The organism is Labrys sp. KB_33_2 (genome assembly GCF_052114505.1).
Lineage (GTDB): Bacteria > Pseudomonadota > Alphaproteobacteria > Rhizobiales > Labraceae > Labrys.
This window is the reverse complement of the sequence record NZ_JBFREW010000003.1, coordinates 1-22,240: the sequence shown is the minus strand read 5'-3', so window position 1 is coordinate 22,240 and position 22,240 is coordinate 1. Positions and strand designations below refer to the sequence as shown.

Genomic DNA, 22,240 nt, shown 5'->3' with positions numbered 1-22,240 from the left:
TCTTCGCGATATGCAGTGCCTTCCTCGGAGCGTAAGGCGCTTGAGGGTCATCGGCCTATTGCCGGTGACTGCGAAGCCGCATGATGAAGCCGGCACGACCGCATCGCCGCCGACTGCGCCCACCCAAACAGCCGACCTTCATTGCCAGCGCAGGATTTTTCCTAGCCGTAACTCCATAGTGACGCACGGGAATGTTTGCACAAAAATCGAATAATTGCAACACTCTTAACCATGATAAAACAAAAATATTATATATTCTTACAATTCATGCTATATATATAAAAACTAATTCGCGTTAATTGAAAATAATATTGAATACATACTGCAATGATTTGGTTTTCTTTGCAGAAATTCATTCAAGATTCAATGAATGCAACGTAAATGCTTTCCAAGATAAGCTGGCCTGGTGAAGTCAATCTTCGTCGCACCTCAGGCACAATCGCCAAGCAGTAATGTTCGAGCTATGCAACATAGGCGACCATAGAACTTGGCCGCGCCCTTTTTCGAGGGCGCGGCCAAGCCTGACAGGATGGAAAGGGCCGGTTTGCCCGATTCCTCAAAAGTAACGGGCGAGATTGCGGCGGATGCGCTCCAGAGGCTTGTCTGCACCGTGCGGGCTTTCGAAGACTTGTCCGGTTATCGTCTCATAGGCCTGAATATAGATATTCGAGGTTTCGGCGATGAGTTCGGCGGGAATGGCAGGGATCGCTTCTTTATAAGGGTCACATCGCGCCGCCACCCAGTTGCGCACGAAATCCTTATCGAAGCTTTCGGGCTTATCGCCGCCAGCAAAGCGCGTCGGATAGCTGGCGGCAAACCAGTATCGGCTGGAATCGGGCGTATGAATTTCGTCCGCCAGGACGATGCGCCCCTCGCCGTCGGTGCCGAATTCATATTTGGTATCGGCCAGGATCAACCCCTTCTCACGGGCCAAGGCCTGGCCGCGAGCGAAAAGCGCCAGCGCATAGCCGGACACTTCATCCCACTGACGCTGGCTCAGCAGACCTTTGGCGATGATCTCGTCGGCCGAAAGCGGCTCATCATGGCCCCCATCGAAAGCCTTGCTCGTCGGCGTGATAATGGCCTGCGGCAAGGCCTCGTTGTCGCGCAGGCCGTCGGGAAAACGCGTGCCATACATCTCGCGCTGGCCCTGCTTGTAGAGGGTCAGGATGGAAGTACCCGTCGTACCGGCGAGATAGCCGCGCACCACGATCTCCACCGGCAGGATCGTCAATCTCTGCCCGACCACGACATTGGGGTCGGGATAATCAAGCACATGATTGGGGCAGATATCGCCGGTATGCTCGAACCAATAGCGCGCCGTCTGCGTCAACACCTGCCCTTTGCCGGGGATGCTGGCGATCGCCCGGTCGAAGGCGCTCAGGCGGTCCGTGGCGATGATGATGCGGCGCCCATCGGCAAGATCATAGTTCTCCCTCACCTTGCCGCGATAGTAATTCGGCAGTTCCGGGATGAAGGCATCTTGCAGGGCGGCAATATCGGGCATGGGAAGACCGTGTTGAGGCAAGGGGATGCGGCGCTTATGGCACGGCCCGTCCGCCATGTCACACCCGCCGCACCGTTCCCGATGTCGGATCATTGCCGTGCCGGACCCATGTACGCCCGCAAATCCGGTGGGCAGGAGGATCCACAAATGTTTGATGTCTTGCCGATTTCTCGTGATCATAGCCATGGCCCGATCATGAGGAACCGGCTTGGGGGCAAGCACCGGCAATTCCAGGGTTCAACTCACCCCGGACTTCTGCTATCATAGGTATTAACGGATCGCGGGGAACCGGTTCCGTTTCGATGACTGAGCCCATAGACTCAGCCAAGGACTGGGCAACCGGTCCAAGAGGCCTCAGGCCTATCGAACGCCGGATGACTAGGCGCGACTTTGGCGGCTTCAGAGCAAACCGCCCCTTATCTCCCCTCACTTCGATCGAACCGTTCGGCGGGTCATTTTGCTTGGCTTGATTGATAGTCCACCACCCATTGCGGCGGCTCGACTTCTCTCTTGCCGTCGACGGCAATGCCACGATCGCGTGCCCAGCGATAAGCCCACATCGGGCCGAAATGCGTGACGAAACGGACGGGTTGACCATAGGCCGGATCGGCCTGTGCTTCGGCCAATGTGACGAAGCGATAGCCCTTGCGCTCGAACAGCATCAGGATCTCTTCCAGCGCGGCGGCATTGAGGCGGTTGAGATGGAGGAGCAGCACCTGTGGCGGCTCATGGCCGAGCACCTGTCGGCTCAGCCCGGCATAATAATCGATCTGCCGATCGGTATGGTCGAGATAGGCCGCACGGATCTTCCCGGCGTCGCCCACGGCGCCTGCCGCCAAGGCGCGGCCATAGGCTTGTTCGAATATATAGTCGGAACTGTCGATGGTCGAGGCTGCCGGCTCGTAGCCGCGCTCAGCCAGCAAGGCAGCGATGCCATCGCGCTTCTCCGGCGTATCGCCGGTGTGATTCATGGCAAAGCGCATGAAGCGCAGCGGCTGGCCGGCTTTGGCCATCAGGGGCCGGATCGTTGTCTCGCCCTGCTCGATCTCGGCCCTGATGCCGGCAAGATCGAGGCTGTTGGTGTCGATATGGGCATAGCCATGATTGCCGAGCGACAGGCCCTCGCGGGTCCAGGCCTCGAGAATGCCCGTCGCCGGCCTCCCGACGCCCTGTACGGCCGTCTCGACCACGAAACCGATGGCAGGCGCCCGATGGCGGCGCAATGTCGCCAGGACTTCACTGTTGCGTGCGGCGACCTCGACCGGCGAGATATTGCCCAGTCTCGCCCCCACCGCGCCAGCAAAGGGCAGGTCATCAAAGGTGATGGCGACGCTTTTCATCGGCTCGGCCCGCGCCAGACCGATACCGGCTAATATCACGAGGACGCCCGCCAGAGCATCGCGCCGAAAAGCGGCAATCAGTTCTCGGCAAAATCCATACGACGTCGGCAGCCTACGGCACCGGACCCGATCGCAAAATCGGATCCGCGCCTGCAGCCACCGGCGCATGCCACGCCTCAGGCGTCGACTTGGGCGGTCAGCGCATTGTCCTGGATGAACTCGCGGCGCGGCTCGACGATGTCGCCCATCAGCTTGGTGAAGATGTCCTCGGCCTCGACCACCTCCTTCACCTGCACCTTGAGCAGGGAGCGGGCATTGCGGTCGAGCGTGGTCTCCCACAATTGGTCGGGATTCATTTCGCCCAAGCCCTTGTAGCGCTGCAGGGACAGGCCCTTGCGGGCAGCATTGGTCAGCATCTCGAACAAGGCCACGGGACCGTGCACCTCGACCTCCTCGCCACGACGCGTGAGGGTCGCCGGCTTGCCATAGACTTCGCGCAGCGCCTGAGAGCGCTCGTCGAGCAGGCGGGCATCCACGGTGGCGAGCAATTGGGCGTCGAGCGTGTGGGTTTCCTTGACGCCGCGCACCATGCGCTCGAAGACATAGCCGCCCCTGTCGAGATGGCCGGTCCAGCCACGCTCGAATTCCTCGGCGATTTCATCGAGGCGGCGGGCGGTCTCCTCGGCCGCTTGCTGAGCCAGTGCGGGATCTGCCACCACCCCGATGTTCAGTGCGCCGGCGATGGCAGCCTGTTCCACCACGGTGCGGTTATAGCGGCTGTGGAGTTGCCCGAGCAGGGTGCGGATGGTGCGCGAATCCGTGATGACGCCGCGCAGATCCTGGCCAGCGCGTTCCTCGCCGCTACCGAGCCGCAGTACCGCCCCTTCGACGCCGGTGTCGATGAGATAGTCCTCGAGCGCGCGCTCGTCCTTGAGATATTGCTCGGACTTGCCGCGCGAGACCTTATAGAGCGGCGGCTGGGCGATATAGATATGGCCGCGGTCGATGATCTCGCGCATCTGGCGGAAGAAGAAGGTCAACAGCAGCGTGCGGATATGGCTGCCGTCGACGTCGGCGTCCGTCATGATGATGATCTTGTGGTAGCGCAGCTTGTCCGGGTTGAATTCCTCCGAGCCGATGCCGGTGCCGAGAGCGGTGATCAGCGTACCGATCTGCTCGGAGGACAGCATCTTATCGAAGCGCGCCCGCTCCACATTCAAAATCTTGCCGCGCAGCGGCAGCACGGCCTGGAACTCGCGGGAACGGCCCTGCTTGGCGGAACCGCCGGCCGAGTCACCCTCGACGATGAAGAGTTCGGACTTGGCGGGGTCGCGCTCCTGGCAATCGGCGAGCTTGCCGGGCAGGGAGGCAATGTCGAGCACGCCCTTGCGGCGCGTGAGTTCGCGGGCTCGGCGGGCGGCCTCACGCGCGGCGGCGGCTTCCGCCACCTTGCCGACGATGACCTTGGCCTCTGCCGGATGCTCCTCGAACCAGGTCGACAACGCCTCGTTCATGGCGCTTTCCACCACCGGACGCACCTCGGAGGAAACCAGCTTGTCCTTGGTCTGGGATGAGAATTTGGGATCGGGCACCTTGACCGAGAGCACGCAGGTCAAGCCTTCGCGACAATCGTCGCCCGTCATTTCCACCTTCTCCTTCTTGGAGATGCCGGAGGACTGGGCATAGCCGGTGACCTGGCGCGTCAGGGCGCCGCGCAGGCCGGCCAGGTGGGTGCCGCCGTCGCGCTGGGGAATGTTGTTGGTGAAGCACAGCACCGTCTCGTGATAGCTGTCGTTCCACCACATCGCCGCTTCCACGCCGATGCCGTCGCGTTCGACCTTCACATAGATGGGCGCGGGCACCAGTGCGGTCTTGGAGCGGTCGAGATAGCGCACGAAGGCGTCGAGGCCGCCTTCATACATCAGCTCCTCGCTCTTCTCGCCGCCATGGCGGCGATCGGTAAGCACGATGCGCACCCCGGAATTCAGGAAGGCGAGCTCGCGCAGGCGCCGCTCCAGGGTTGCGTAGTCGAATTCGACCTTGGTGAAGGTGCCGGTCGAGGGCAGGAAGGTCACCTCGGTACCACGCTTATCGCCGGCCGGCCCCACCATTCTGAGCGGCGCGTCGGCATCGCCATGGCTGAAGCTCATCGTGTGCTCGCCGCCGTCGCGCCAGATACGCAAAGTGAGCTTGGAGGAGAGAGCATTGACCACGGAAACGCCGACGCCATGCAGGCCGCCCGAGACCTTGTAGGAGTTCTGGTCGAACTTTCCACCGGCATGCAGCTGCGTCATGATCACTTCGGCCGCCGACACGCCCTCTTCGGCATGAATAGCGGTGGGGATGCCGCGGCCATTGTCGGTGACGGTGACCGAGCCGTCGGGGTTGAGCGTCACCGTGACGATATCGGCATGGCCAGCCAGCGCCTCGTCGATCGCATTGTCGACGACCTCGTAGACCATGTGATGCAGGCCCGAGCCGTCATCCGTGTCGCCGATATACATGCCGGGGCGCTTGCGCACCGCGTCCAGGCCCTTGAGGACCTTGATGCTGTCGGCGCCATAGTCATTTTCGGGCGTGTCGGACAAAGCGGGTTCAGCCATTGAGCAACTCATTCCTTGATTCGGAAAGGAATATAGGGATTCCCGACCCGAATTTCATGCCAAAACGGCACATTTTTGTGATTTATCAGATATTTATCAGTGGATGACTGGCATCTTTCATCGCGTAGCGATCGTCACCGCCGTACCGGCGATGATGGTGCCGCAGCTTCGCGCCAGCAGCCGCATCGCCCGTGGGCTGGTGAGCAGGGACCGGGCCCGCCCGGCCAGGGCGATATAGAAGGCAAACACGGCCGCAAGCACCGCTTCGGTGACGATGGCGAGCTCGACGAAACTCGCCGGCGAAAGATGGCCGAGATCGATCAGGTTGGGCAAAAGCGCGGTGTAGAACACCATCACCTTGGGATTGCCGAGGGTGATCGACAAACCGCCGAGGAAGCTGCGCCAGCCGCTTTCGCTGCGAGTGTCGCTATCGACGGCCTGGGCGAGGTTCGCCGTCGTCCACAACTTCCAGGCAAGATAGAGCAGATAGGCAACGCCCGCATATTTGATCACCAGGAAAACGCCAGCGAAGCTCTGCGCCAGCACGGCCAGGCCGGCCGCGGCAAATCCGAGCCAGACGAGATCGCCGAGCGCAATGCCGACAACAAAGCCCAGGCTCTCGCGTACGCCCTTGCCGAGCACGCGCGCCACCAACGCCGCGATGCCCGGCCCCGGCAGGGCCGCGGCCACGAACAGCGCGCCGGCATAGACGGCGAGGGCAGCGGGATCGAGCATGAGAAGGCTCCGGTGGGAACCCCTTATAGCCGGTCGTAGCCGGGGTGGGAAGCTTCCTGGGACCGCCGATCACTCCAGCGCCGACTGCGCGATCTTCGCTTCGGCCGCGCCGACGGCCTCGGGTGTGCCGACATGCAGCCAAACGCCGTCGAGACGCCGCCCGAACAGGCGGCCCTTGGTCTCGGCTGCATCGAACAGCCGGTTCAGGGAGAAGATCTCACGCGTGCCCTCGAACAGTTCGGGCTTGATCAGCAGCACCCCGGCATAGGCGAAGGGGGCGGTCTCGTTCTCCCGCCGGCGCGAGAGCAGGCCCCGGCTGTCGAGATGATAGTCGCCCCGCCCGTCGAAGCCGATGCTGGTTGCCGTCGCCGCCACCAGCATCAGGATGTCCATGCGTTCGGGATCCCAAGCCGCCATGAGCGCCTCGAGATTGTTCTGCGGCCCTTCGATCCAGAAGCTGTCGCAATTGCAGACGATGAAGGGGGCCTTGCCGAGCAAGGGCAGGGCCTTGCGCACGCCACCGCCGGAATCGAGCAGGCCGGCGCGTTCGTCGGAGATCAGGATCTTCGGCTGATGCCGGCCGGCGAGATGGACCTCCATCTGCTCGGCGAGATAGTGAACGTTCACCACCGCTGTTTCGACGTCCGATGCGGCGAGACGATCGAGCACATGATCGATCAGCGGCTTGCCGGCGATCTCGATCAGCGGCTTGGGCCTGATATCGGTCAGGGGGCGCATGCGCTTACCGAGGCCGGCCGCCAGCAGCATGGCGGTCGAGAAGGGGCGGGTCATGTGATACCGGTCCTCATATCAAGCTTAAAAAATGCTGGCGCATTCCCAGCTTGAACACCTGACGATTTTCGAAATCAAATCAAAGATTTGACGAAAACCGTCAGAAGGAACCAAGAGTCATTTTCAATGACTCTTGGTATTATGACATCTTCGCTTCTATCGCGAAGACGAAGGTCTCAAACCATTCCCTCAGGTCGGCCAAGGTGGGATGGGCCAAAGCGCGGTCGAGATAGGCTCGGATGCGTGGAATATGCTTGAGATAAGCGGGCTTGCCGTCGCGCTTGTCGAGACGGGCGAACAGGCCGAGCAGCTTGGTATTGCGCTGGGCCGCCATCACCGCATAGGCGCGCGCAAAGCCGGGGGGATCGAAAGCCGCATCGGCGCCGCGGCGCGCCTTGACATAGCGCGTCAGGAGCTGGAGTTCGAGCTCCTGGTCCACGCTCACCCGAGCATCGAGACAAAGCGAAGCCACGTCATAGGCGGGCGGGCCGATCATGGCGTCCTGGAAGTCGAGCAGGCCGATGCGCTTGATGCCCTCGCGCTGGGGCAGCCACATCAGGTTCGGCGAATGCACGTCACGCAGCAGCCAGCTCTGCTCGCCCTTGACGACGGGCGCGAGGGCCGAGCGCCAGAGCGCCGTGAAATGATCGCGATTGCGTTGCGACAACTGGGGCGCGCCAATCATCGGCATGTACCATTCGATCAGAAGCTCGACCTCGATATCCAGAGCGCCGTGATCGAAGGGCGGGATCTTGTGGTTGATGGCCGATGCGACGGGCAGCGTATCCGGCAGCTCCATGCCATGCAGGCGGGCGAGCAGGTCGATGGCCACGCCATAGCGCTCGGCAACCGGCTTGTTGTCCTCGGCAATGAAGTCCGTGCCGAAATCCTCCAGCAGGAGCAGGCCATGCAGCAGATCCTCCTTGAGGATCTGCGGTGCCGAGAAGCCGCGCTCCGTCAACCCCTTCGCCATCGCCACGAAGGGTTTCACATCCTGGGAGATATGGGCGATCTGGCTGTAGGTCTTGCCGTAGCGCACCGGCGTGCGGTCGGTACGGGCCGGCGAATTCATCAGGATTATCGTGGAGTCCCCGCGCCTGAGGCGGGCATAGGAACGGGTCGAGGCATCGCCCTGGACATGTTCACGTGACGCATCCTGCCAGCCGGCATGGCGCAGGAAATCGCCGGTCTGCGAGAAGCGGCGCAGCCGGGACGACCACTCGCCCGTGCCCGTCAGCGTCGCGCGCCGAGCGGTCTCGCTGCGGCCGGCATGCACGAAGCGGATGTCGAGTCGGTCGGCGGGAAGCGTCTCGCCGGCCTTTTCAGGCCATTCGACCAGCACCAGCGCACCGTCGGGCGCCTCGTCCCAGCCCAGCTCGTCCAGCTCGCTGGCATGGCCGATGCGGTAGAGATCGGCATGCACGACCGGGAAGACCGGCGTGTCGTAGAGCTGGATCAACGTGAAGGTGGGGCTGGAGACTTCCAGCTCCGGATCCTCGGCAATCTCACGGATCAGGGCGCGGGCAAAGGCGGTCTTGCCGGCGCCGAGATCGCCCGAGAGGGTGACGAGATCGCCGGCCCGCAGCGTCGCCGCCAGGTCGCGGGCAAGCAGCTCGGTCGCCGCCTCGCTCGGGAGGTCGACGGTCCATTGGTGGGTCAGGAGATCGGTCAATGGGCTGGGCCTTCAGATCGTCGGAGCATAGTCGTTGAGGTATGGAGCGCGATCCACGCGGATAGGCAGGCTTTTCATCATTCGGCAGCCTCCCTGTGGGCGGAAGCATCGACCGGAAAGCGGCAGGTCACGATGGTGCCGCGGCCTTCCTCGGAGACCAGTTCGACCGTGCCGCCATGCAGCTCCACGAAGGAGCGCACGATGGACAGGCCGAGGCCGACGCCACGATGGCCGCTCGAGCCGCCATGGGATTCGAAGCGGTCGAAGACGCGATCGATCACGGCCTGGGAAATGCCGCGGCCGCGATCCTCGACGCGGAAGACGATCTCCTGGCCCTTGCGCAGGGCCGAGAGCGTCACGGTGCCGCCTGCCTGCGAGAAACCGATGGCGTTGGAGAGCAGGTTGAACAACACTTGGCGCACGCGCTGGCCGTCGGCCTCGAAATTGCCGATGGCCTGGCTCGCCTTCATCTCCAGCCGGACACCGGTCTCGGCCAGGCGCGGCTGCACTGCCTCGGCCACGCCCTGCATGGCTTCGCGGATATCGACCTTGCCGAGGTCGAGCGTCATGGCGCCGGCATCGATGGTGGCGAGGTCGAGGATGTTGTTGATGATGGCATAGAGCGCGTCGGAGGAGGTCTTGATATAGCCGGCATATTGGCGCTGCTTCTCGTTCAGCGGCCCGGCGGCGCCATCGGCCATCAGCTGCACGAAACCGATGATGTTGGTCAGCGGCGAGCGCAATTCGTAGGAAACATGGTGGACGAAGTCGTTCTTCAAGCGGGCGGCTTCCTCCAGCGCCTCGTTCTTCTCGACCAGGGCGTTCTCGAAATTCACCGAATCGGTGACGTCGGTGAAGGTGGCCAGCGTGCCGCCATCCGGTAGCGGCACAGTGGCGACGTCGATGACCGTGCCATCGACCCGCATCATGCGCTGGTCGGTGGAATGGCGGGCATCGCCGAAGGAGGTGATCACCCCCTTGAGCGCCTGCCAGACCGCCTCGTCGCGGAACAGGACCGAGCAGCGCGACACCACGTCGTCGATATGAGGACGCTGCTCCAGCATCTCCTGCGGCAACCGCCAGATCGCGGCGAAAGCCGGATTGGACAGGCGCAGCCTGCCGTCGGACCCGAAGGCGGCGACGCCTTCCTTCAGATTTTCCAGCGTCTCGCCCTGGACGCGCGACAGCGCCTTGTAGCGGGCCTCCAGATCGATGCGCTCGGTGACGTCCTCGAACAGATAGGTGACGCCACCAGCCGGATTGGGCGTGGTAACCACGCGCGAGGTGCGGCCATCAGGCAAATGCCACCAATGCTCGGCCGGTTCGAAGGCGCGATAGGCTTCATGCAGCTTCGATTTCCAGGCCCTGAAGTCGGCCTGCTCGGGCAGGCGGCGCTGGGCGCGCAGGCGGTCGAGGATCTCGCTGTCGGTCGGCTTGCCGTCCAGGAAAGCCGCGTCGAGCTGCCAGAGCGCCGCAAAGGATGCATTGTAGAAAGTGAGGTGCTGATCGGCATCGAAGATCGCCACGGCGGTGGCGAGCTGGTCGAGGGTGCGCACATGCGCCTCGATCTGGCGGCCGATATCGGCCCGCATCGTCTCGACTTCCGAGACGTCGATCGCCATGCCGGCCGAGCCGCGGGAAGAGGGAATGTCGATCACGTCGAGCGTGCGTCTGGCACCGCCGACCACAGCAGGCACGCGCTTGAGGAAGGATTTGCCATCATGCCGCGCAGCATTGGCCTCCTCGCGCGCCGGCCGGTCGAGCAGCTCGATATCACCGCTGAGGACGTCGTTCTCGTCCTGGGCATCCACAGCCCTGGCATAGGCCTTGTTGACCCAGACCAGCTTGTCGTTGGCGTTGCGCAGCCAGAGCGGCACCGGCGCCTCGTCGAGCAGAGAACGGATCGCCTCGATCTCCTCGCTGGCGCGGCGATGCCGGTCGGCGAGACGGGCAAGTTCCAGGCGGTCGCCGGTGACGTCGCGCAGCCTGAGCACGGCACGACCGCCAATGGCGCGGCCATCCGCTTCGACATAACCGCCATGGCGCGAGCGCGCCACCATGTGGAAGCTCTCGCCGCGTCCGCGCAGCGCCGCGATGTGCTCCTCCAATGTGCGGGTATCGTGATAATCGAGCCAACCCGTACCAATCAGGCCGCGGCGGGAGGGAGAGATGGCGACGCCCGGCAGTTCACCCGATAGCAGCGGCAGGTCCTCGGTGCCGGACCAGACCGCGATCAGCTGCGGCTCGGACATCAGCAGGGCTTCGGCACGCTCGGCGCGGGCGGCCAGCACCTGCGCCTCGGCCTTGGCGACGCGGTCGCGCTTGAGCCAGGCATTGCGGGCGCGCAGATAGAATACGGCGAGGCCCGTTGCCAGGATCAGCAGGCCGGCGAACAGAGCCAGCATGGCAAGGATGCGGCGATCGGCACTGGAGAGATTGCCGAACAGGCCCGATGTCGCCGGCACGGCATCGGCGGCCAATGCGGCAGATACGGGCAGCATGGCCGTCAAGGAAATGCCAGCGGCCAAGCAGAATTTCCTGGCAAGGTCCGCGGATGGGCCTCGCCAGGAAATTCTGCTTGTGTTTGATATCTTGCAGATTCCTGCTGATCGGGTCCGTGGCCCGATCAGCAGGAATCTGCTTGGGAGTCCGCCTGGGAATCTCCACCCTTTGTGCCTGGCTTGCCGTCTGTCCTGTCGCATCTTGCTTCGACGAATCCCTTCGGTACCGGACAGGCGCCGGCGAATGACGTTCCGCTCACCCTGAAACGCAACGCGACGTTGGCAGGACCGCGACAGCCTCGCCCGTCCTTCGACGGGCGGAAACCGCCAGGCTGCTGCGACCCCGTCTGCCAAGGGCGCAGGCACCGACGCGCCCTGCCCTCGCACATTTGCGGGCCCCGCGGACCGAATGGAGATCGGCCCCGCCCACAAAGGGAACCGGCTGTCATTGCGCATGACGTCCGGCCTTGCGCGGAGGCGCGGCCTCCCGGTCTGCACGACCGTGAACCCGTCCCCCGAATCAGTTCACTTTACCCTCCCCTTGACTCCCGCCGGAAGAGGTCATTCGGCGGCTATGCAAGGAAATTTGCAGGTGAAGGCTCCCAATGAGGGAACCAGACATGACGAAGCGACCCGCCATCTTGGCACCGATTATGGTTACTACCGGCTTAACAAGCCTTGATCGCCGGCGGAAATCTCCGAGGGAACATGCAATCGGCAGCACAACAAAAACGCCGCCCCGGCAAGCGGGGCGGCGCGCAATATCACTTCACTATGATCTGATGGAAAAGAACGCCTTTCTACGCCTAGGTGATGAAACGTCCGGCGTGGCAGTTCAGTAGGCTTGGCTGTCAGGAAGCCGGTGGGCACCGTGCTGGACGGCATGGACCTTGCGGGGCTGGACGGCATTGTCGCTGGTGCCGAAGCGCTGATCACTGTCACCCGTCTGTTGGGCCGAGGCGGGCGCACCGTATAATTCAGGCCCGGTAACCAGACGGCCATGGGCATTGGCGGCCGTAGCGGCAAGAACGATACCAAACGCTGCAATCGTAGAAATCGCAAAGATCTTCATGACCATCTCCTCGAAAACTCATATGAAAAACGAGCGTGCAATGATCCAGAAGGTACGACGTAGCGTCCACACTCGCAATTCACGAGAAAGATCTGAGGCGTGAATTATTCGTGATGACGAATTTACTGATAGGAATACATCGGAAACAATTCAGCAATACTTGCGGCAATTCTGCGATCAACGCGCTGCCATACATCCGGCAATGACGGCTTCAAAAGTCGGAAGCGATGCCTTTCACTTCCCAATCACCATAACGCACGGGTTCGGGGCCATCGCGGCCATTGATCTCGCGCGGACGCTCGACCGGCTTTTCCGCCTTGCGGCGCTCGGCCGCCTCCACGAGCGCGCGCTTGGCCGCTTCGCTCAGGACCTTGCCGGGCGCAGCATTGGGAGGCGTGTCGGATTCAGGAGCAGACATGGGTCCTCCATCGCAAATATGGTATGTTCGATCAAGTACTTCTGCGAAAGCCGGCTCGATTTCGCGGGAAGCGGCGAGCAATGCCTTGCCCGCTCGCAAAGACCATGAGACTTGACCTTTGGAAGGTGAAGCTCACCATGTCGGAATGGCAAGCCCGCTCCGCAGACTCTCCCCGTAGATGGGAGCCAGATCAAAAAAACGAAGAGCCGACTTGTCACAGCGGCAGGTGAGATTATAGTCAGGAAATAAATATTATCCGCAGTGAAGTTCGCGGAGCTTGGATTGCATGCCGGCGAGCATCTCCCACCCGGCGTCATGCAAGCAAGCCCCATCGGGCCAGCGGCGGCCAAGCAGCGCGGCGACGGCTTTGAACGAGGCCGGCGGAGCGCCAATAAGTATAGAAATCCAGACGCTCAAACCAACCGCCATAACGGCAGAGGGGAAGAATATATGACAAGAGTTGCCGTGATCGGTGCCGGTCCCTCGGGCTTGGCTCAGCTCCGCGCCTTCCAATCCGCCGCCCGAAAGGGCGCCTCCACTCCCGAAATCGTCTGCTTCGAGAAGCAGTCCGATTGGGGCGGACTGTGGAACTACACCTGGCGCACGGGCCTCGACGAATATGGCGAGCCGGTGCATGGCAGCATGTACCGCTATCTCTGGTCGAACGGCCCCAAGGAATGCCTGGAATTCGCCGACTATTCCTTCGAGGAGCATTTCGGCAAGCCGATCCCATCTTACCCGCCGCGCGCGGTGCTGTGGGACTATATCAAGGGCCGCGTCGAGAAGGCGGACGTGCGTAAATGGGTGCGCTTCAACACGCCGGTGCGCATGGTGCGCTTCGACGAAGCCACCAAGAAGTTCACGGTAACCGCGCATGAACGCACCGAAGACCGCATGTATGACGAGGAGTTCGACTATGTCGTTGTCGCCTCCGGTCACTTCTCCACGCCGAACGTGCCCTATTTCGAGGGCGTGAAGAACTTCAACGGCCGCGTGCTGCATGCGCATGACTTCCGCGACGCCCTGGAATTCAAGGGCAAGGACATCCTGCTTGTCGGGCGCAGCTATTCGGCCGAGGACATCGGCTCGCAATGCTGGAAATATGGCGCGAAGTCCGTCACCACCACCTACCGTTCCAAGCCGATGGGCTTCAAATGGCCAGCCAATTTCGAGGAGCGCCCGCTGCTGCAGCGCCTCGAAAACCGCACGGCCTATTTCGCCGACGGTTCCAGCAAGGAGGTCGACGCGCTGATCCTGTGCACGGGCTATCAGCACCACTTCCCGTTCCTGCCGGATGATCTGCGCCTGAAGACGGCCAACCGGCTGTGGGCCGACCATCTCTACAAGGGCGTGATTTTCGACGGGAACCCGCAGCTCTTCTACATCGGCATGCAAGACCAGTTCTACACCTTCAACATGTTCGACGTGCAGGCCTGGTGGGCCCGCGACGTGATGATGGGCCGCATCAAGCTGCCGCCGGAAGCCGAGCTCAAGGCCAATTTCGACGCCTGGCGTGCCCGCGAGGAAACTCTCGAGAATGCCGAGCAGATGATCTGGTACCAGGGCGACTATGTGAAGGAACTGTTGGCCGAGACCGACTATCCGCAGTTCGACATCGAAGCCACCAACAAGACCTTCATGGAGTGGGAGCACCACAAGATGGAGGACATCATGGGCTTCCGCGACCATGGCTACCGCTCTCTGATGACCGGCACCATGGCGCCCAAGCACCATACAAGCTGGGTGGAGGCGCTCGACGACAGCATGGAAACCTATCTGCGCACGGAGCCGGAGGCAGCCACCAAGGTGGCGTAAGGCAGCCGCGATCGGAATTCAGGACGCCGGCCCCGACTCACGCGGGGCCGGTGTTTGCGTTTCCTGGGACCGCCAGGGGATCAACGCTCCTCCCGCCCGATCTTTTCAGCCAGGAAATCCACGAAAGCGCGGATGCGGGCGGCCAGGTGGTCATGGCCGACGAAGACGGCATGGATCAGCTCGACGTCGAGGGCGTTGTAGTCCTCCAGCACCGGCACCAACAGCCCGGCATCGATATCCGGCTGAACGTGGAAACGGCCGAGGCGCACCAGCCCGAGGCCGTCCATGCAGAGCTTGCGCATGGTCGGCCCATTATTGGCCATGAGATTGCCGGTGACCTGCACACGCCGCACCATGACCGAGCCGGGGTCGCGGAACGGCCAGCTGTCGAGGCCGCGCCGGAAGTTGAACAGCAGGCAATTGTGCCCCTCGAGGTCCTCGGGCCTGTCGGGCATGCCATGACGGGCGAGATAGCCGGGCGAAGCAGTGATCACCCGCCGGCTTTCCAGGATCTTGCGCGCCTTCAGCCCCGAATCGCGAAGGGGGCCCGAACGGATCGCGATGTCGGCCCTTTCCTCGACGAGGTCGATGACCTCGTCCGTGAGGGAGAGGTCAAGCTCGACCTTGGGATAGCGCGCCAGGAAATCGGGCAGTACCGGCACCACGCAGCGCGCCCCGAATCCCACCGACGCACTGACACGCAGCCGCCCTGATGGCACGACCTCGCCACCGCTCGAAATCATCCGCTCCGTCTCTGCGATGTCGGCAAGGATGGCCTGGGCGCGCGCGAGATAGGTCTCCCCCTCGGGCGTGAGCTGCAGGGTCCGCGTGGTCCGCACCAGCAGGCGGGCGCCGAGCCTGTCCTCGATCCTGGTAACGAGCTTGCTCACCGCCGAGGGGGACAGATGCAGCTTGCGCCCGGCGGCCGAGAAACTGTGCAACTCGGCTGCGGTGACGAACACCTCCATTTCGCCGGCCCGATTGTCCATGGCAGCCTCTTATGAATTGAATTCAAAGCTATTCACTCATTATGCCGGATTATCGTGGCAATGCGTAGCGATCATATTGGTTCCAACACTCATTCACCCTTATCGGGACCATTCTCATGCCCCTCGCCCTCCTTGCCCTCACGATCGCGGCCTATGCGATCGGCACCACGGAGTTCGTAATCGTCGGCCTGCTGCCGACGGTCGCCGCCGATCTCGGTATCACCCTGCCGCTCGCCGGCCTGATCGTCAGCGTCTACGCCCTCGGCGTCACCTTCGGCGCACCCATCCTCACCGCCCTTACCGGACGTCTTGGCCGCAAGGGCCTGCTGCTCGGCCTGATGGCGCTGTTCGTCGTCGGCAACAGCGCGGCCGCGCTCAGCCCCAGCTATGAATTGCTGCTGGTCGCCCGCGTACTCTCTGCCTTCGCCCATGGCGTGTTCTTCTCGGTGGGTGCCACCATCGCAGCCGATCTTGTCGCACCCGATCGTCGTGCCTCGGCCATTGCCATGATGTTCATGGGGCTGACGGTGGCGATCGTTACCGGCGTGCCGCTTGGCACCTTCATCGGCCAGAGCTTCGGCTGGCGCGCCACCTTCTGGGGCGTCGCGGGCCTCGGCCTGATCGCCTTCATTGCTATCGCCGTGCTGCTGCCCGCCACGCTGCGCAAGGCGCCGCCGGCCAGGCTGATCGATCAGGTCCGGGTTCTCGGCAGCGGCCGCCTGCTGCTCGTCTTCGCCATGACGGCGCTCGGCTATGGCGGCACCTTCGTCGCCTTCACCTATCTTGCCTCGATCCTGGAGAAGATCACCGGCTTTGCCGCCGGCAGCGTCAGCCTGATCCTGGTGCTCTATGGCGCGGCGATCGCCGTGGGCAATCTCGTCGGCGGCCGCATCGCTGACCGCAATCCCGCCAAGGCCTTGATCGTCCTGTTCGCCCTGCAGGCTGCCGTGCTGGCCGCCTTCGCCTTCACCGCGGCCTCGCCCATGCTGACCCTGGTGACGCTGGCAGCTCTCGGCTTCTTGTCCTTCGCCAATGTGCCGGGCTTGCAGCTTTATGTGGTGCAGCTTGCCAAGGCCCATCGCCCGGCCGCCGTCGACGTCGCCTCTGCCCTCAATATCGCCGCCTTCAATCTCGGCATCGCACTGGGTGCCTGGATCGGTGGCCTGGTGGTGGCTTCACCGCTCGGCTTGGGTATGACGCCCCTGATCGGTGCTGTCTTGGTCGCCGCCGCCCTCGTGCTGACGCTGTGGAGTGCCGCGCTCGACCGCCATCCCGAGGCCATCGGCCAGTCGGCCTGATCTAGTTCCGTTTCTCGAAAGGACATCATCATGGACTATCGTCGTCTCGGCGCATCCGGCCTGAAAGTGCCGGTCCTCAGTTTCGGCGCCGGCACTTTCGGCGGCAGCGGCCCGCTGTTCGGCGCTTGGGGTACCACGGATGAGAAGGAGGCGCGCCGCCTTCTCGACATCTGCCTGGAAGCCGGCGTGACCCTGTTCGACACCGCCGACGTCTATTCCAATGGGGCATCCGAGGAGGTTCTCGGCGCCGCCATCAAGGGCCGGCGCAGCGAAGTGCTGATCTCGACCAAGACCGCCTTGCCGATGGGTGACGGACCCGGCGATTACGGCACCTCGCGCGAGCGTCTCATCCGCTCCGTCGAGGCTGCGCTCCGCCGCCTCGGCACTGACCATATCGACCTCCTGCAGCTGCATGCCTTCGATGCGGGCACGCCGATCGAGGAGGTGCTCTCGACGCTGGACGGCCTCGTCCAGGCAGGCAAGGTCCGTTATCTCGGCGTCTCCAACTTCTCGGGCTGGCAGATCATGAAGTCGCTCGCCATCGCCGACCGGCATGGCTGGACACGCTATGTCGCAAACCAGGCCTATTACTCCCTGATCGGCCGCGACTATGAATGGGAACTGATGCCTCTCGGCCTCGACCAGGGCGTCGGCGCCCTGGTCTGGAGCCCGCTCGGCTGGGGTCGCCTCACCGGCAAGCTCCAGCGCGGCCAGGCGCTGCCGGCCGGCAGCCGTCTGCACCAGACCGCCGATTTCGGCCCGCCGGTCGAGGACGAACGCCTCTACCGCGTCATCGACGCCCTGAACGAGGTCGCCGCAGAAACCGGCAAGAGCGTGCCGCAGATCGCCATCAACTGGCTGACGAGCCGCCCCACCGTCTCCTCGGTGATCATCGGCGCCCGCAATGAGGAACAGCTCAGGCAGAATCTCGGCGCCATCGGCTGGAGCCTGACGCCGGAACAGCGCCAAAAGCTCGACGCGGCCAGCAGCGTGGAAGCGGCCTATCCCCACTTCCCCTATCGCCGCCAGGAAGGCTTTGCCCGCCTGAACCCGCCGGCAGTGTGAGGGGGGGGTCAGAGAGCCTCAGGCCATTCCTGCGACGTGTGTAAAATCGTGAGTATTTCGATATCGGCGTCCGCAACACGATAGGCAACGATATAGAGAATATCGCCCAGAACGAGTTCACGCGTACCGCCGATCCGTCCCGCTCGACCCAGGGCCGGATTGGCTTTCAAATGCTCGGCTGCCGACACAATTCGCGCAACCACTCGCTTGGCCGCTGCTGAGTTATCACGAGCAATATGATCGCCTATGGAATCGAGACGACCAAGCGCCCGCCTGGTCCAACGCAGGACTGCCACGCCCGTCAGGACCGCAGATATTTGGCCAGAACGGTTTCGACCTCGGCGTCCGTGGCGAAGTCTCCCCGATTGGCATCGGCAAGGCCCGCTTCGATCTCCGCAAGCTGCCAAGACTCTCGGGCGACAAAGTCTTCAATCGCCCGAGCAGCGACGTAAGATCGCGAGCGATCAAGCTTGGCGGCCAGGCGGTCGAGCCTGTCCGTCGTTTCGTCTGCGAGTCGAACTGTGAAAGCACTCATGCCGCACCTATGTGGTTCTTTTTGAATATAATCGAACCACATAGGTTCACAAGATATGCCCTCACCCCTTCACCCGCTCCATCTTCGGATCGTAAAGCGGTTCGAGGAACACCTGCGCCTTCACCCGTTCGGTGGCGACTTCGAGCTCGTAGCTGCCGGAAAGCACATAGTCGGCATCGACGCCGGCGGGATCGCGCACATAGCCGTAGCCGATATTCTTGCCCACCGTGTAGCCGAAGCCGGCCGAGGCCAGCCAGCCGCAGCGCTTGCCATTGCGATAGATGGTTTCGCGGCCGAGCAGGATGACCTCGGGATCGGCGACGGTGAAGCCCGCGAGCAGGCGCGGCAGCGGCTTGGCGGCCTGGTCGAGCAGCGCCTCGCGGCCGAGGAAGGGGATGTCCTTCTTCAGCTTCGCCGCCCAGCCGAGCCCAGCCATCAAAGGCGAATGGTCCGGCCCGATTTCGCCGCCCCAGGCCCGGTAGCCCTTTTCCAGGCGCAGCGATTCGATGGCGCGATAACCGGCATTGACCAGGCCGAGCGGAGCACCCGCTGCCATCAGCGCGTCATAGACCGTCAGCGCAAACTCCATCGGCACATGCAGTTCCCAGCCGAGCTCGCCGACATAGGTCACGCGTAGCGCCAGGACGCGTGCCCCGGCGATGTGCAACGGCCTGGCACTCCCGAAGGGCGCCGCGGCATTTGAGAGATCCTCAGCCGTAAGCCCGCCGAGAATCTCGCGCGCCTTGGGGCCCATCAGCACCAGCACGGCAAATTGCGAAGTGACGTCCTCGACCTGGACATCGAGCCCATCGGGGACGTTGCGCCGGATCCAGTCGAAGTCATGGCTGGCAAAGCCGGTGCCGGTGACGAGGTAGTAGCTGCCATCCCCGAGCCTGGCCACGGTGAGGTCGGTCTCGATGCCGCCCTTGCGATTGAGCATCTGGGTGTAGCTGAGGCTGCCCGGCTTCTTGACCACGTCGTTGGCGCAGAGCCAGGACAGCGCCTTGTCGGCATCGCGCCCCTTCACGGTGAACTTGGCAAAGGAGGTCTGGTCGAACACCACGGCCACCTCGCGGCAGGCCTTATGCTCGCGGCCGACGGCAGCGAACCAGTTCTGGCGGTCATAGCTATAGACGTCCCTGGCGTCCTCGCCAGCGGCAGCGAACCAATTGGGCCTCTCCCAGCCGAGCTTCTCGCCGAACACGGCGCCCTGCGCCCTCAGCCGGTCATAGAGCGGCGAGCGGCGCAAGGGACGGCCGGACTGGTACTCCTCGAAGGGCCAGGCCATGGTGTAGTGCTTGGCATAGGCCTCCATGGTCCGCTGGCGCACCCAGCCGGTATCGAGCGTGTTCTTGCCGAAGCGGCGGATGTCGACGGCCCACAGATCATAGGGAGGCTCGCCCTTGGCCACCCATTCGGCCAGGGCCATGCCGGCGCCACCGCCCGAGGCGATGCCGAAGGCGTTGAAGCCGCAGCCGACATAGATACCTCGGGTTTCCGGCGCCGCGCCGAGGATGAAATTGCCGTCCGGCGTGAAGCTTTCGGGCCCGTTGATGAACTGCTTGATGCCGGCATTTTCCATGGCGGGCACACGACCGATGGCAAGCTCCATCAGTGGTTCGAAATGGTCGAGATCGTTCTCCAGGAGCTGGAACTCGAATGGCGAGGTGGCTGAGGTATTGGCCCAGGGCTTCGGATTGGGCTCATAGCCGCCCATCACCAGGCCGCCGACCTCCTCCTTCCAATAGGTGAGGCGATCGGGATCGCGCAAGGTCGGCAGGTTGGAGGTGATGCCCTCGATCCGCTCGGTGATCAGATATTGATGCTGCATCGACACCAAGGGGATGTTGACCCCAGCCATGCGGCCGATCTCGCGCGACCACTGGCCGGCACAGATCACGATCTTTTCGGCCTGAATGCGGCCTCGATCGGTAAGCACGGCCTTGGCGGCGCCGCCCTCGACCTCGATGCCGGTGATGGTCACGCCCTCGCGGAAGCTGACGCCGCCCATGCGCGCGCCCCTGGCGAGCGACTGGGTGATGTCGGACGGCGAGGCCTGACCGTCGGTCGGCAGGAAGGCGGCGCCGACTACGTCGTCCACCTGCATCAACGGCCACAGGTCCTGAGCCTCCTTCGGGCTGAGCAACTGCATTTCCAGGCCGAAGGAGGTCGCCGTGGTGGCCTGGCGCTTCACCTCGGTCCAGCGTTCCTGGTTGCAGGCGAGCCTGAGGCCGCCATTGCGCTTCCAGCCGGTGGCGAGGCCCGTTTCCTGCTCCAGCCGGTCATAAAGGGCGACGGAATAGCCGAGGAGCTGGGTGATGTTGGCATTGGTCCTGAGCTGGCCCACCAGGCCGGCGGCATGCCAGGTCGAACCCGAGGTGAGCTTGCCGCGCTCGAGCACCAGCACGTCCGTGAGCCCCATCTTGGCGAGGTGATAGGCGGTGGAACAGCCGATGATGCCGCCACCGATGATGACGATCTTGGCGGAAGTGGGCAGGTCGGACATGGAGATCTCCTGGGAGCGCGGGCGTCCTCGCCCGCTCTTGGAAACACGACGCATGGAGGAAACAGCGGGCGAGGACGCCCGCGCTCCCAGGGACTACTCGTCCCGCCACGCCTGATAGGCAGCCTCGTAGCGCCGCAGATTCTCGGCGGTATAGCCGGCATAGTCGAAATCGAGGCTGGAATGGATCTCGGACACCATGCTCCACAGCGTCTCGCGCAGCAGCGAGGCCGCAGTCATGGCGGCAAGGCGCCGGCGCAACCCGTCATCGATGGGCCGTTCGAAATAGGCCTCCGCCAGGGTTTCGCGCGCCGCGGCATCGAGCTCGGAATTGGAGGCGAGACCGCCAAGGTCGAACAAAGGCGAGTTGAAGCCGGCATAGTCCCAATCCACAAGCCAAAGCCTCTTGCCGTCGTCGAGGAAATTGGCGGCGAGCAGGTCGTTGTGGCCGAAGACGATATCGACAGGACCGACGCCTTCTTCCAGGCGTTCGCTCTCGGTCAGCAGGCGCGGCAGCAATTGCAGATGCCGGCTCGCTCCCTCCCTCAGTGTATGGCCGTAATCACGCACGACCTGGAACACCCAGAAGATCGCCGCGGGGCCCCGAAAGAAGCGCGGCATCTCACGATGGCAGCGCCGGATGAGGTCGATCATGGCCTGATGGTTGCGGGGGTCGCGCACGTCCTCGGGCGTGAAGGTGCGCCCCTCGATGAAGCGCAGCACCAGGGCACCCGGCTCGTGGTGCACCACTTCCGGCGAGATGCCGGCCGCGAAGGCGGCCTTGCTGGCGGCCAACTCGTTGGTGCGACTGATCTGGTGCAGGGGAATGTCATCCCCGATGCGCACGACATAGCGGCCGCTGCCGTCATCGACGGTGAAATTGGTGTTGGTGATGCCGCCGCCGAGCGGCTGCGGATCGACCCTGCCGTGCCAGCACATCAGGGTCGCCGCCCTCTCGCGGGGGCTATGAAGCGGCACCTTGGGCATGGCGGCTCCGGATGGTTTATTCAATGTTGAGGGAGCCTAACCCGATCGGTACCAAATCGTCCAGATATCCCGTCTCACAATACCAGGCTGCGCAGCGCTTCGGTGCCCGCGATGCCGACGCCTTAATAATTCTTATGCCGTCTAAGCCTTGGCTTTTCGCGTCGCATGCGACAAAAGGGATCCGGAAAAGGCTGATGGCGGCAATGCAGTCGTCAGCTTGCGAACGTTTAGGAAAGAGCCGTTCGATATTAAGACATCGGATTTACGATCGGCTCGAAGAGAGACTTCAGGGGAGATTCATCGTCTCCATTGGCAAAATGACGTTGCGGCAGGGCCGGAGTTCTTTTGTGATTCGAGTGCAACGGTGACATGGTAGCCGGCCGGACAGATCGGGTGGACAGATCGGGT

General features: G+C 63.2%; 17 protein-coding genes. 3 read left to right on the top strand and 14 right to left on the bottom strand.

Annotation, left to right across the window (positions count from 1 at the left end):
* Positions 1 to 556 precede the first annotated feature (556 nt).
* The 9 genes from AB4037_RS05685 to AB4037_RS05645 form a co-directional block, all read right to left on the bottom strand.
* The gene (locus tag AB4037_RS05685; RefSeq protein ID WP_434958791.1) at positions 557 to 1,507 is read right to left on the bottom strand and encodes a phosphoribosylaminoimidazolesuccinocarboxamide synthase; all 951 of its coding nucleotides are present in this window, start codon (positions 1,505 to 1,507) and stop codon (positions 557 to 559) included.
* 452 nt (positions 1,508 to 1,959) lie between these two features.
* The gene (locus AB4037_RS05680; protein WP_441770843.1) at positions 1,960 to 2,886 is read right to left on the bottom strand and encodes a polysaccharide deacetylase family protein; all 927 of its coding nucleotides are present in this window, start codon (positions 2,884 to 2,886) and stop codon (positions 1,960 to 1,962) included.
* 137 nt (positions 2,887 to 3,023) lie between these two features.
* The gene (gene gyrB / locus AB4037_RS05675; protein ID WP_434958793.1) at positions 3,024 to 5,450 is read right to left on the bottom strand and encodes a DNA topoisomerase (ATP-hydrolyzing) subunit B; all 2,427 of its coding nucleotides are present in this window, start codon (positions 5,448 to 5,450) and stop codon (positions 3,024 to 3,026) included.
* A gap of 117 nt (positions 5,451 to 5,567) precedes the next feature.
* The gene (locus tag AB4037_RS05670) at positions 5,568 to 6,185 is read right to left on the bottom strand and encodes a LysE family translocator (RefSeq protein ID WP_441770842.1); all 618 of its coding nucleotides are present in this window, start codon (positions 6,183 to 6,185) and stop codon (positions 5,568 to 5,570) included.
* A 69-nt stretch (positions 6,186 to 6,254) separates the two neighbouring features.
* Positions 6,255 to 6,977, bottom strand: a complete 723-nt coding sequence (locus AB4037_RS05665) for a nucleotidyltransferase family protein (RefSeq protein WP_441770841.1) — start codon at positions 6,975 to 6,977, stop codon at positions 6,255 to 6,257.
* Between the two features lie 139 nt (positions 6,978 to 7,116).
* A complete protein-coding gene (gene tsaE, locus AB4037_RS05660) occupies positions 7,117 to 8,649 on the bottom strand; it encodes a tRNA (adenosine(37)-N6)-threonylcarbamoyltransferase complex ATPase subunit type 1 TsaE (protein ID WP_441770840.1) in 1,533 nt (510 codons plus the stop codon).
* Positions 8,650 to 8,726: 77 nt separating this feature from the next.
* Positions 8,727 to 11,177 carry a PAS-domain containing protein gene (locus AB4037_RS05655; protein ID WP_434958797.1) on the bottom strand — a complete coding sequence of 817 codons (2,451 nt, stop codon included), beginning with the start codon at positions 11,175 to 11,177 and terminating at the stop codon, positions 8,727 to 8,729.
* Between the two features lie 808 nt (positions 11,178 to 11,985).
* On the bottom strand, positions 11,986 to 12,222 hold the full coding sequence (locus AB4037_RS05650; RefSeq protein WP_434958798.1) for a hypothetical protein: 237 nt from the start codon (positions 12,220 to 12,222) through the stop codon (positions 11,986 to 11,988).
* 211 nt (positions 12,223 to 12,433) lie between these two features.
* A complete protein-coding gene (locus tag AB4037_RS05645) occupies positions 12,434 to 12,640 on the bottom strand; it encodes a DUF1674 domain-containing protein (RefSeq protein ID WP_434958799.1) in 207 nt (68 codons plus the stop codon).
* Positions 12,641 to 13,090: 450 nt separating this feature from the next.
* Here AB4037_RS05645 and AB4037_RS05640 point away from each other — a divergent pair, with 450 nt between their 5' ends.
* Positions 13,091 to 14,455 (top strand): NAD(P)-binding domain-containing protein, encoded by a 1,365-nt coding sequence (locus AB4037_RS05640; RefSeq protein WP_441770839.1) that lies wholly within the window; start codon positions 13,091 to 13,093, stop codon positions 14,453 to 14,455.
* An 80-nt stretch (positions 14,456 to 14,535) separates the two neighbouring features.
* Here AB4037_RS05640 and AB4037_RS05635 read toward each other — a convergent pair whose 3' ends face one another.
* Complete coding sequence (locus tag AB4037_RS05635) at positions 14,536 to 15,444, bottom strand: LysR family transcriptional regulator (protein ID WP_441770838.1); 909 nt, start codon at positions 15,442 to 15,444, stop codon at positions 14,536 to 14,538.
* Positions 15,445 to 15,560: 116 nt separating this feature from the next.
* On the opposite strand from AB4037_RS05635, the gene AB4037_RS05630 reads away from it, so the two are divergent.
* A complete protein-coding gene (locus AB4037_RS05630) occupies positions 15,561 to 16,742 on the top strand; it encodes an MFS transporter (RefSeq protein WP_434958802.1) in 1,182 nt (393 codons plus the stop codon).
* A gap of 30 nt (positions 16,743 to 16,772) precedes the next feature.
* Positions 16,773 to 17,807: an aldo/keto reductase gene (locus AB4037_RS05625; RefSeq protein ID WP_441770837.1), complete on the top strand. Its 1,035-nt coding sequence runs from the start codon at positions 16,773 to 16,775 to the stop codon at positions 17,805 to 17,807.
* Positions 17,808 to 17,815: 8 nt separating this feature from the next.
* Here AB4037_RS05625 and AB4037_RS05620 read toward each other — a convergent pair whose 3' ends face one another.
* The 4 genes from AB4037_RS05620 to AB4037_RS05605 form a co-directional block, all read right to left on the bottom strand.
* Positions 17,816 to 18,103, bottom strand: coding sequence for a type II toxin-antitoxin system RelE/ParE family toxin (locus tag AB4037_RS05620; protein WP_441770836.1), 288 nt, complete (start codon positions 18,101 to 18,103; stop codon positions 17,816 to 17,818).
* Between the two features lie 5 nt (positions 18,104 to 18,108).
* Complete coding sequence (locus AB4037_RS05615) at positions 18,109 to 18,342, bottom strand: CopG family ribbon-helix-helix protein (protein ID WP_434959733.1); 234 nt, start codon at positions 18,340 to 18,342, stop codon at positions 18,109 to 18,111.
* 61 nt (positions 18,343 to 18,403) lie between these two features.
* The gene (locus AB4037_RS05610; RefSeq protein WP_441770835.1) at positions 18,404 to 20,848 is read right to left on the bottom strand and encodes a GcvT family protein; all 2,445 of its coding nucleotides are present in this window, start codon (positions 20,846 to 20,848) and stop codon (positions 18,404 to 18,406) included.
* Positions 20,849 to 20,941: 93 nt separating this feature from the next.
* Positions 20,942 to 21,832 carry a phosphotransferase gene (locus tag AB4037_RS05605; RefSeq protein ID WP_441770834.1) on the bottom strand — a complete coding sequence of 297 codons (891 nt, stop codon included), beginning with the start codon at positions 21,830 to 21,832 and terminating at the stop codon, positions 20,942 to 20,944.
* Positions 21,833 to 22,240 lie beyond the last annotated feature (408 nt).

Excerpts from the sequence above, each read along its gene's own strand:
- AB4037_RS05685 (WP_434958791.1), bottom strand. The coding sequence starts at position 1,507 with ATGCCCGATATTGCCGCCCTGCAAGATGCCTTCATCCCGGAACTGCCG.
- AB4037_RS05640 (WP_441770839.1), top strand. The coding sequence starts at position 13,091 with ATGACAAGAGTTGCCGTGATCGGTGCCGGTCCCTCGGGCTTGGCTCAG.
- AB4037_RS05650 (WP_434958798.1), bottom strand. The coding sequence starts at position 12,222 with ATGAAGATCTTTGCGATTTCTACGATTGCAGCGTTTGGTATCGTTCTT.
- AB4037_RS05630 (WP_434958802.1), top strand. The coding sequence starts at position 15,561 with ATGCCCCTCGCCCTCCTTGCCCTCACGATCGCGGCCTATGCGATCGGC.
- AB4037_RS05615 (WP_434959733.1), bottom strand. The coding sequence starts at position 18,342 with ATGAGTGCTTTCACAGTTCGACTCGCAGACGAAACGACGGACAGGCTC.
- gyrB (WP_434958793.1), bottom strand. The coding sequence starts at position 5,450 with ATGGCTGAACCCGCTTTGTCCGACACGCCCGAAAATGACTATGGCGCC.
- AB4037_RS05605 (WP_441770834.1), bottom strand. The coding sequence starts at position 21,832 with ATGCCCAAGGTGCCGCTTCATAGCCCCCGCGAGAGGGCGGCGACCCTG.
- AB4037_RS05610 (WP_441770835.1), bottom strand. The coding sequence starts at position 20,848 with ATGTCCGACCTGCCCACTTCCGCCAAGATCGTCATCATCGGTGGCGGC.
- AB4037_RS05635 (WP_441770838.1), bottom strand. The coding sequence starts at position 15,444 with ATGGACAATCGGGCCGGCGAAATGGAGGTGTTCGTCACCGCAGCCGAG.
- AB4037_RS05670 (WP_441770842.1), bottom strand. The coding sequence starts at position 6,185 with ATGCTCGATCCCGCTGCCCTCGCCGTCTATGCCGGCGCGCTGTTCGTG.
- AB4037_RS05665 (WP_441770841.1), bottom strand. The coding sequence starts at position 6,977 with ATGACCCGCCCCTTCTCGACCGCCATGCTGCTGGCGGCCGGCCTCGGT.
- AB4037_RS05645 (WP_434958799.1), bottom strand. The coding sequence starts at position 12,640 with ATGTCTGCTCCTGAATCCGACACGCCTCCCAATGCTGCGCCCGGCAAG.
- AB4037_RS05625 (WP_441770837.1), top strand. The coding sequence starts at position 16,773 with ATGGACTATCGTCGTCTCGGCGCATCCGGCCTGAAAGTGCCGGTCCTC.